At 44.9% G+C, this 9829-nt stretch carries 8 protein-coding genes; 5 read left to right on the top strand and 3 right to left on the bottom strand.

Annotated features, from left to right (window positions below):
* The first annotated feature begins 341 nt into the window (after nucleotides 1-341).
* Nucleotides 342-1535, top strand: a complete 1194-nt coding sequence (locus tag SHD_RS10415; RefSeq protein WP_023267072.1) for an amino acid aminotransferase — start codon at nucleotides 342-344, stop codon at nucleotides 1533-1535.
* A 148-nt stretch (nucleotides 1536-1683) separates the two neighbouring features.
* On the opposite strand, the gene SHD_RS10410 is transcribed toward SHD_RS10415, so the two are convergent.
* The gene (locus SHD_RS10410) at nucleotides 1684-2607 is read right to left on the bottom strand and encodes a YvcK family protein (RefSeq protein ID WP_011626149.1); all 924 of its coding nucleotides are present in this window, start codon (nucleotides 2605-2607) and stop codon (nucleotides 1684-1686) included.
* 314 nt (nucleotides 2608-2921) lie between these two features.
* Between SHD_RS10410 and SHD_RS10405 the strand changes: the two genes are divergently transcribed.
* The 3 genes from SHD_RS10405 to nadA all read left to right on the top strand — a co-directional run bounded on the left by SHD_RS10405 (nucleotide 2922) and on the right by nadA (nucleotide 5933).
* Complete coding sequence (locus tag SHD_RS10405; RefSeq protein ID WP_023267070.1) at nucleotides 2922-3734, top strand: glucosaminidase domain-containing protein; 813 nt, start codon at nucleotides 2922-2924, stop codon at nucleotides 3732-3734.
* Nucleotides 3727-4350: a DUF2987 domain-containing protein gene (locus SHD_RS10400; RefSeq protein ID WP_023267069.1), complete on the top strand. Its 624-nt coding sequence runs from the start codon at nucleotides 3727-3729 to the stop codon at nucleotides 4348-4350. The genes SHD_RS10405 and SHD_RS10400 overlap by 8 nt, the downstream gene beginning before the upstream one ends.
* Before the next feature lie 509 nt (nucleotides 4351-4859).
* The gene (gene nadA, locus SHD_RS10395; protein ID WP_023267068.1) at nucleotides 4860-5933 is read left to right on the top strand and encodes a quinolinate synthase NadA; all 1074 of its coding nucleotides are present in this window, start codon (nucleotides 4860-4862) and stop codon (nucleotides 5931-5933) included.
* Between the two features lie 130 nt (nucleotides 5934-6063).
* Here the strand turns inward: nadA and gap are convergent, their stop codons facing one another.
* Nucleotides 6064-7074: a type I glyceraldehyde-3-phosphate dehydrogenase gene (gap, locus tag SHD_RS10390; protein ID WP_023267067.1), complete on the bottom strand. Its 1011-nt coding sequence runs from the start codon at nucleotides 7072-7074 to the stop codon at nucleotides 6064-6066.
* 212 nt (nucleotides 7075-7286) lie between these two features.
* Nucleotides 7287-8168, bottom strand: a complete 882-nt coding sequence (locus SHD_RS10385) for a DUF2989 domain-containing protein (protein ID WP_039978105.1) — start codon at nucleotides 8166-8168, stop codon at nucleotides 7287-7289.
* Between the two features lie 206 nt (nucleotides 8169-8374).
* On the opposite strand from SHD_RS10385, the gene SHD_RS10380 reads away from it, so the two are divergent.
* Nucleotides 8375-9808: a glyceraldehyde-3-phosphate dehydrogenase gene (locus SHD_RS10380; RefSeq protein WP_023267065.1), complete on the top strand. Its 1434-nt coding sequence runs from the start codon at nucleotides 8375-8377 to the stop codon at nucleotides 9806-9808.
* Nucleotides 9809-9829: the final 21 nt, after the last annotated feature.

Here is a 9829-nt window from a genome sequence, read left to right as displayed (position 1 = left end):
CCCCATTTGGCCTTAAAATACAAAACGCCCGATGAGGTTCATCAGGCGTTTTAGGTGGAAATAAGTGTCAACTTATTTCAGGACGGGACACGCAAATCCAGTTCAAACACCCTACAAATTAATCCTGAAACGAATAGTGATCCGCCTCTTAAAATACACAATTATCAAAAATTTCAGCTTGAAGATAATTGATCTCTCATTTAGTTGTTATTTATTTTAATCAATCCATAATACACAAACTATTTCCTTAAGATGCGGCAATAGGCGCTATTCTGCCTCTTAAGACAGTGGTATAAATAAGTCGAATTTCCCCTACACGTGAACATTTAGGATAAGTAGTCATGATTTTCTCTCAGGTAGTACTCGCACCCGCTGATCCCATCCTTGGTTTAACCGATACCTTCAAGGCCGATCCACGCCAAGATAAAGTGAATCTCGGTGTTGGCATTTATAAGGATGAAGCAGGGCAGACTCCAGTATTACAGTCAGTGAAGAAAGCAGAAGCCCTATTGCTTGAGCAAGAGAAAACCAAGAACTATTTAGGTATTGAAGGGGTTCAAACCTATAACCGCGTGGTACAAGAGCTATTATTTGGTGAGGGCAGTACGCTTGTGACGTCAGGCCGCGCAGCGACCGCTCAGGCGCCAGGTGGTACTGGTGCACTGCGTATTGCCGCCGAGTTTTTACTGCGCAACACGCCATCGCGCACTGTGTGGGTAAGTAACCCTACTTGGGCGAACCATCAGAATATTTTCGAAACTGCGGGTTTAACGGTTAAAGAATACGGTTACTACAATGCTAATGCTCACGATATCGATTTCGATGGCATGATGACAGATCTCGCCAACGCACAGGCGGGTGACATTGTTCTACTGCACGGTTGCTGCCATAACCCAACGGGCATTGATTTGACCTTAGCCCAATGGGAATTGGTTGCCAATCTTTGTTCAGACAAGCAGTTAGTGCCATTGTTTGACTTTGCTTACCAAGGTTTTGGTGCAGGTATTGAAGAAGATGCCGCAGGCCTGCGTTTAGTGGCTGCAAAAGTACCTGAGTTGTTAGTGGCTAACTCTTTCTCTAAAAACTTTGGTCTTTATAACGAGCGTATCGGCGCTGTGACTGTGGTTGCACAAAATGCCGATGAAGCGGTGCGTGCCTTTAGCCAAGTGAAGCGTACCATTCGCGCTAATTACTCAAACCCACCCGCACACGGTGCATTAATCGTTAGCACCATTTTAAGCGATGCGGCGTTAAAAGCACTTTGGGTACAAGAGTTGACCGAAATGCGTGAACGTATCGCCGAGATGCGTACTCTGTTCGTCCAAAGCTTAAAGGATGAAGGAGTGACTCAAGACTTCAGCTTTATTTCTCGCCAAAACGGTATGTTTAGCTTTTCTGGCTTAAATAAAGCGCAGGTTGCGCGCTTGAAAGACGAGTTTGGTATTTATATCGTTGGTTCGGGCCGTATTAGTGTGGCGGGTATGACCAAAACCAATATGCCTGTGATCTGTAAAGCGATTGCTCAAGTTCTTTAATTTAGCCCTTTAAATTAGTCCTCTAATATAAGAAATATAAGAAATATAAGAAGAGGACTTACGAAAAAGGACAGCTTAGCTGTCCTTTTTGTATTTTGTACATTTTGAATCTCTGGGATGCGCTGAATGGATGCGATTAATCCCGTCGTTATGACGCCAAGGTTTCTAGCGGTAAATCCGACTTTATTCTCAATACTGCGCTGAGCGCATCACGCAGGCCTGCCTGATCGTGTAATTGCGGATTGTGGCGATTCCTTAACGGAAAGTAATTCATCAAAGTCCCAAGGCGCACTTGTTCAGAGTGGCGTAGCACCTTAGTGATCACAGGCTTACCAATCACTTGATGGCACCAAGCAATCCGTTGTTCAATACTAAACTGGCCTGCTGGCGAAGTTTCTTCATTTAAATTGTCGATAAAAACCACGGGCGCAGTGGTCATCGCTAAGGCTTTAGCAAAGCAGGGCAGTAACAGCGGTGGCATAATACTCGTCAGGAAGCTCCCTGGGCCTAGGATAATCAGATCCGCACGGCTGATGGCTTCACAGGCTTCGGCGGTAGCATCAACCTGTGGCTCAAGACATAGGGCAATGGGCGCCTCATTCATCTTATCGACATTAACCTCACCAAAGACCTTACAGCCAGAGGCTTGTAATGCCACTAAATGGGTTGGTTGCTCTGACATAGGGATGATATTGGTTTCAATCTTAAGCATATGCCTAATCAGATTGACGGCTTCGAGGGGTCTAACGCAAAGCTTATCGAGGGCAAGCAACATCAAATTACCCAGATTGTGGCCGCTAAGTTCAGTTTCGCCCTGAAAGCGATACTCAAATAATTGCGAGCTCACCGATGGGCGATGGGCAAGTTGAGACAGACAATTACGCAGATCGCCCCACGCAATACAATCCTGCTCGGCCCGTAATCTGCCAGTAGAGCCACCATTATCCGTGGTTGCAACAATGCCGGTGAGACGATTGCCTAGAAAATCCAGCGATGAGAGCACGCGACCTAAGCCGTGACCACCGCCAATGGCGACCACGTGTCTGTATTGATTTAAGATTTGATGTTGCATGAGGGTTCCTTCCTGAATACCCATAAAATCCTGTCCTGTTTAAGCTAGGTTGCTCAGCTATCTTTGGAGTCGTTTGCCAACACCAGCGTTAACGGAACCTTAGTATAAAAGCTCAGTCAAAAGCATGCACTAAATATTCACGCTGCAAATGTACCAAAGTGTATGAGTTCAGCGCGGGATCGCATTTTGGCGTCATAAACTCATACCAGCGTTGGGCATGGGCGGTTTTGCCGCCACATTTCGTGAATTTCAAGATATGACATATAATCTGGCGCTTATTTTGCCACTCGTGACTCAATACCAAAGGTGACTTATTGAAAACAGGTAGAATTGGTTCGTTTACACTCGCGTTAGCTCTGGTTATCTTTGCGATTTTTTCGCTGAGAGTCTGGCTCATTCCTACTATCGATGAGCCTGAATCTATCGTTAGCCAACTTGAAAACTCCGTTGAACCCGTTACGCAAGTGCCTGACTTTTCTGCCATCAGTGATGTGGGAGAAAAAAAGCGTGCCTTTTTTGATTTTCTTAGGCCGATTATTCAACAACAAAACGCCATCATTACCACCGAGCGTGAGTTTATCACCGAGATGCTGGCCTTAGTGGAGAACGACAACACTCTGTCGGATACACAGCTAGCGCAGCTCAATCAGTTATTTGATAAATATCAATATGCTGCCCGTAATGTGGATGCAAAATCACTCAACAGTTTACTTAAACGGGTCGATATCATTCCCGAATCTATGGTGCTAATTCAGGCGGCCAATGAATCGGGGTGGGGCAGTTCGCGTTTTGCCCGTGAAGGCTTTAACTTTTTCGGCGAATGGTGTTTTAGCAATGGCTGCGGCATAGTGCCATCCTCTCGTGGTTCAGGCAAAACCCATGAAGTGAAAGTGTTTCCGTCGGTAGACGCTTCAGTGTCTTCCTACATGCGCAATTTGAACTCGAATACGGCATACACGCTGTTTCGCTCAATACGGGCCGATTTACGCGCTCAGGAAGCCGAGTTAAGTGCCGATCAACTGATCTATGGATTAGTGAATTATTCTGAAAGGCAAGAAGCTTATATCGACGAATTACTCGATATGTTACGTCATAATGAAAAGTATTTGGTGAAGGCGGATGTATAAAAAATGGTGGTTAGTGGGGCTTTGTTTATGTGCAACAAACCTGCATGCAGAAACGATTTCCTTAGAATATAAAGGCTTTTATGACAGATTAAAGCAAGTCAATAAGGGCAATTATCAGTTAGTCGAAATTACCTTTAGTGTGCCTATGCTGCCTAATTGCCTGATCCAAAGTGGCACTATTTCGAGTGAATTAAATTCAACGCCACTGACATATACTAAGGCGCAGCGTTTGTTTATTCCCTTTGATGACGCGCTTAAAGATCAACGCGCGTTAGTAAATTTGGAGTTTGAGGGCAAGGCTGACGGCTGTGGTATTGCGATGCAAGTCAGAGCCAAGCAGACTTTAGTGACATACGACAAGGCGCGACTAACCCAAATCGCCAGCGAAATGGATGCTTTACTCGGCGCCATGCAGGGCTTCCCTATGCGCTACTTTAAGGAGCCAATCGCAGGATTAAACTTTGAGTTTGCTCAAGGCCAAGCAGTTACTGTGACGCTTGATGGACATGAGCAACAGGTGAACCGCAGCTTTAAGTTGAGTACTGAACAACTTAACAGTTTGACATCGTTGCAATTTAGCCAAGAACCGACCGTACTGAGCCCTTGGGTTAAGTAACGATAGGCTTGTAGCCATAAAAGTCCACTTATGTGGTAACACTTCTATTAAGCTAACTGACGATACTCCAGACCATTAATTCCATCGGGATTCGTCGGTTTTTGATGGTAGCCCCTTATCGGCCAGACATGGTTCAATAAGTCTGGACAAAGTAGGTCTGATAAGCCTGTGAGGTTTCCTAAGGGCGGGGTTGAATGGGCTTTATACTGCGTTTAAGGCTTTCGACAGAGCGCCACTATGCCTTCAAGCCTTTGCCTTGTCTAAAGCCCGTTTAACTCCCGCTGAATGAACAGATATTTAATACGATTGGTATTAGAAACATAAAAATCCTAATACTATTATACACTTGGATTTTGGCAGTCTGGAAAAACGGTCCATTGATTATTTAATGCTTAACTGATGGCATTACACAATTTAGTGCCCTTTTTTATTCGCAGGCCATAAATGGGTTAATCTTTTGATCCCAATTACGTATAATTCGCAAACGTTGTTATCCTGATGGATTTGTTATGAGCCCCAGCCCATTTGCCCCAACAATCGAAACTATTGATTATCCGTTTCCGCCTAAGCCAATTCCTCTGTCCGATGCTGAAAAGGCGGACTACAAGGCACGTATCAAGCAGCTGTTGATTGAAAAAGATGCGGTATTAGTTGCCCATTATTATACCGACCCTGAAATTCAAGCGCTGGCCGAAGAAACCGGCGGTTGCGTTTCCGACTCACTTGAAATGGCGCGCTTTGGTCGCGATCATCCCGCCAAGACGTTAATCGTCGCAGGGGTGAAGTTTATGGGTGAAACCGCCAAAATTTTAAGCCCAGAAAAAACCATTCTGATGCCAACCTTGGAGGCGACCTGCTCATTGGACTTAGGTTGCCCCATCGATAAATTCAGCGCTTTCTGCGATGCACATCCTGATCATACAGTGGTTGTTTATGCCAACACCTCCGCGGCGGTAAAAGCCCGAGCCGATTGGGTGGTGACCTCGAGTATTGCCCTTGAAATCGTTGAGCACTTAGACAGCGAAGGTAAAAAAATCATTTGGGGCCCAGACCGCCATTTAGGCAGTTATATTGCCAAACAAACGGGCGCCGAGATGTTGATGTGGCAGGGCGATTGTATTGTTCACGATGAGTTTAAGGCCAATGCGCTGCGTGATTTAAAGCGTGTTTATCCCGATGCCGCTATTCTAGTGCACCCAGAGTCACCCGCGAGTGTGGTGGCGATGGCCGATGCAGTGGGCTCTACCAGCCAGTTGATTAAAGCTGCGCAAACCATGGCTAACGAGCGTTTTATTGTGGCGACCGATCGCGGGATTTTCTACAAAATGCAACAAGCGGCGCAGGGTAAAATATTGATTGAAGCGCCTACTGGTGGTAACGGTGCCACCTGTAAGAGCTGTGCACACTGTCCTTGGATGGCCATGAACGGCTTAAAAGCGATTGAAGCGTCATTAAGTGATAGCGACAAAACGACCCATGAAATCTTTGTCGATGAAGACTTGCGAGTAAAGGCGTTAATTCCGCTGACCCGTATGCTCGACTTCGCTAAGACACTGAATATGAAAGTGAAGGGCAATGCCTAAGCGCTTTGAGTTATACATAGAGTGTTAACATCAATATCCCCGCCAAGCGGGGATATGTTTTACTTACAGTTTGTTACTGATAACAAAAAGCCCTGCATTTGCAGGGCTTAAGCTATCTCACTAAACGAGATTATTTAGCATTCATTAACGCAACCGCGTTATCTAACATACGGTTACTGAAGCCCCATTCGTTATCGTACCATGCCATGACTTTAACTAAACGGCCGTTAACGCGGGTTTGCGTTGCATCGAAGTTAGATGAAAACGCATTGTGGTTAAAGTCGATAGACACCAGTGGCTCTTTGTTAACAGCTAACACTTCGCTCAGTGGTGCAACCGCTGCTGCACGTTCGATAATGGCGTTAACTTCTTCAACAGTAGTATCACGTGAAGCAATGAAAGATAAATCTACTAAAGACACGTTAACAGTCGGTACACGTACCGCTAAACCATCGAATTTACCTTGTAATTCAGGCACCACTAAACCTACTGCCGCCGCAGCGCCCGTTTTAGTTGGGATCATCGACAGTGCTGCAGCACGTGCACGGCGTAAATCTGTGTGATATACGTCAGATAAACGTTGGTCGTTGGTGTAAGCATGAATGGTAGTCATCAAACCTGATTCAATACCAATTTCATCGTTTAACGGCTTAGCGAAAGGCGCTAAACAGTTAGTGGTACATGACGCGTTAGAGATAACTGTCATATCCGCGGTCAACACATTGTTGTTAACGCCATAAACGACTGTTGCATCAACGTTTTTGCCTGGTGCAGAGATAATGACTTTCTTCGCGCCCGCCGCTAAATGTGGCTGTACAGATTCTTTAGAAGTGAAGATACCAGTACATTCGAACACAACGTCAACTTGTAAGTCGCCCCAAGGTAATTTACCTGGGTCGCGTTCTTGGAAGGTGAGGATCTTGTCGCCGTTGACATAAATTGCTTCCGCATCATGCTCAACTTTGGCATTGAAACGGCCATGTACAGAATCATATTTTGTCAGGTGAGCGTTGATTGAAGCGTCGCCTAAATCGTTGATGGCAACAATTTTGATTGGGTAAGCTTTTTCGCTTTCGTACAGGGCGCGTAATACGTTTCTACCGATACGGCCATAACCATTTATTGCTACACGGATAGTCATCTCATATCCCTCTGGTGATTATAAAATTCAACTGGTAGTAAAATTACCAAACTGACAGCTATCGTCAAGTTAATTCGGCTGTTTTGCCGGGATTCGGTTAACAAATTAGGTGTTTTTTTTACATTGGTCGCGAAAACACCATTTTTAGCACGGCATTTGGATAAAAAATTACAAGATGGCAAACATTTTGCCGAGATTCCTCAAAACACCAGTTAAGGCGAATTAGGCTTCTCTGGCTCGACAGTTGTTGTCGCGGGCGCCTCGACGGATTGAGGCGCTAGCCAAAGCGCAACAGGACTAGTCGAATAGAGGCCATCTTCTAACGCATCGATCAAGTTCTGGGCGTACTCATCTAGTTTTGTCGCCAGTGTTTTGTTGCCACCGATTAAGGCTAGCATTTTATCTTCAGAATACTTCTGCTGCGTAAGTAGTAAATTGGCTTTTGTTAGCATATAAGTTTTTTCAAGCGCTTGGGTTTGGCGATAAGCAGAGGCAAGCCCAAGCAACCAATTGGGGTCAAAGTCAGCGTATTGGATCTCTGCGAACACTTTAAGGTAAAGTTGTTGCGCTTTGATGGCATTACGGTTGCTGTAGTAGGTAGCTATTTGCGCTAAAAGAAATGGCTCAGTGACTTCGCCAGCATTTTCTTGCGCCAAGAGTCGGTTTAACGCATCCGTGTCACCAAAGCGTGTCCATTGATAATAAGACATAAAAGGGTCTTGCCGCTCACGAGTTTCATCCTGTAGGCGACTGAGGTTTTGTGTACTTAGTCGAAAGGCTCTGGCTCTATCTGCTGTGCGGCTTGTATGGATAATGTGTTGAACGCCTGAAGCTAATTCAATACAACGACTATAATCTTCGAGGTAAGTTAACTGTTGATAGAGTTGCTTGCCTGTTGGATTTTTATTGTCCATTAGGTCGTATCGACTTTGGATCAGCTTTGTTTTCTCGGCTAAACACCAGCCATCCTTATGCAAATCGGCACAAATTTCAGGATTATTTTTACAAATCGTTTCGATGTTTCGGCCATTATCACAACCGAAAAGGCTTATTGCGAGGGAAAATGATGTAATTATTACTAGATTTTGTCTCAAAATACGCTCCAAAATGCAATTTTCTCTAATAAAATTACAGATTTACAGAAAATATCTTACTGGCAAGCTGGGTCAGTTTTCATTACAATGGCGCCGACCAAAACAGAGGGTTTCCCCTAAAACCTACATAAGATTATTGGTCTTTTCGTCATGTTACTCAAACCTTTCAATATTTTTAATTGAAAAGTGAGATAAAGGATCTGTAAATGAGCGCTGATAAACACCTACAAAGTTGGCAAGAACGTTTTGAAATGGCAGAGGCAATGCAACCTTTGCTAGGCAAGTTGTACCGTAACCAAGGCGTCGAAGTTGTGGTTTATGGTAAGCCATTACTCAATGCTTCTACTATTGAGATTATTAAAGCGCACCGTTTAGTTCGCCGTCATGTCGGCGAGAAATTACGTTTACGCGAGAGTTTCCCATTTGTTCAAGCCTTAAGCAGACTCGCTGTTAAACAATGTAAAGTGGATATTGGTAAGCTTGCCGTAAAATACTGGGCTGAACATACCGATACCAACGAAATCGAAAGCTATATGGCACGCGAATTAGCGGCGGCGATCGATCATGCTGATGATATCGCACCGCGTGATGTAGTGTTGTATGGTTTTGGTCGTATCGGCCGCTTATTAGCGCGCTTATTGATCGAACGTACTGGCCGCAGCAACAAGTTAAGACTGCGCGCTATCGTATTACGTGGTGGTAAGAAGGGTGATTTAGAAAAACGCGCTAGCTTACTGCGTCGTGACTCTGTTCATGGTCCATTCAACGGTTCAGTTGAAGTGGATGAAGAGAACAACGCCATTATCGCTAACGGCACCTATATCCAAGTCATTTACGCAAATTCGCCAGATGAAGTGGATTACACCAAATATGGTATTACAGATGCATTAGTGGTAGACAACACGGGTATTTGGAAAGACGAAGCTGGCCTTGGCTTACATTTGAAGAGCCCTGGTGCCAGCAAAGTGTTATTGACTGCTCCAGCAAAAGGCGCCATCAAGAATATCGTTTACGGCGTGAACGAAGGCGACATTACGCCAGAAGACATTATTGTATCTGCGGCGAGCTGTACTACTAACGCCATCACACCAGTACTGAAGGCAGTAAACGATAAATACGGTATCGAAAATGGTCACGTTGAGACTATCCACTCATACACGAACGATCAAAACCTAATCGACAACTATCACAGTGCTGACCGTCGTGGTCGCAGTGCGCCATTAAACATGGTTATTACTGAAACAGGTGCGGCTAAAGCCGTTGCTAAGGCACTACCAGTATTAGCAGGTAAACTGACGGGTAACGCGATTCGCGTGCCAACACCAAACGTATCTATGGCGATCATCAGCATGAACCTCAATGCTGAGACCAACAAAGACGAATTAAACGAATACTTAAAAGACACGGCGTTGCAATCACCATTGCAGAACCAAATCGATTACACAGACTCAACTGAAATCGTATCAAGCGATTTAGTGGGTTCTCGCTATGCGGGTGTGGTTGATTCACAAGCGACTATCGCTGAAGGTAAACGTGCCATTCTGTACGTATGGTATGACAACGAATTTGGTTACAGCTGCCAAGTCGTTGGTGTCATGCAGACCATGTTAGGCCTGACAACACTGTCTCTACCTGCTTAATTACACTCGTTCACAAAATAA

Origin of the sequence: Shewanella decolorationis S12 (assembly GCF_000485795.1) — a bacterium.
In the GTDB taxonomy this organism is placed as follows: domain Bacteria; phylum Pseudomonadota; class Gammaproteobacteria; order Enterobacterales; family Shewanellaceae; genus Shewanella; species Shewanella decolorationis.
The sequence above is the reverse complement of the archived record's forward strand: the minus strand, read 5'-3'. Positions and strand labels throughout refer to the sequence as shown.

Bases quoted from the DNA above. Each gene is read 5' to 3' on its own strand.
- SHD_RS10415 (WP_023267072.1), top strand. From the start codon at position 342: ATGATTTTCTCTCAGGTAGTACTCGCACCCGCTGATCCCATCCTTGGT.
- SHD_RS10410 (WP_011626149.1), bottom strand. From the start codon at position 2,607: ATGCAACATCAAATCTTAAATCAATACAGACACGTGGTCGCCATTGGC.
- SHD_RS10400 (WP_023267069.1), top strand. From the start codon at position 3,727: ATGTATAAAAAATGGTGGTTAGTGGGGCTTTGTTTATGTGCAACAAAC.
- nadA (WP_023267068.1), top strand. From the start codon at position 4,860: ATGAGCCCCAGCCCATTTGCCCCAACAATCGAAACTATTGATTATCCG.
- gap (WP_023267067.1), bottom strand. From the start codon at position 7,074: ATGACTATCCGTGTAGCAATAAATGGTTATGGCCGTATCGGTAGAAAC.
- SHD_RS10380 (WP_023267065.1), top strand. From the start codon at position 8,375: ATGAGCGCTGATAAACACCTACAAAGTTGGCAAGAACGTTTTGAAATG.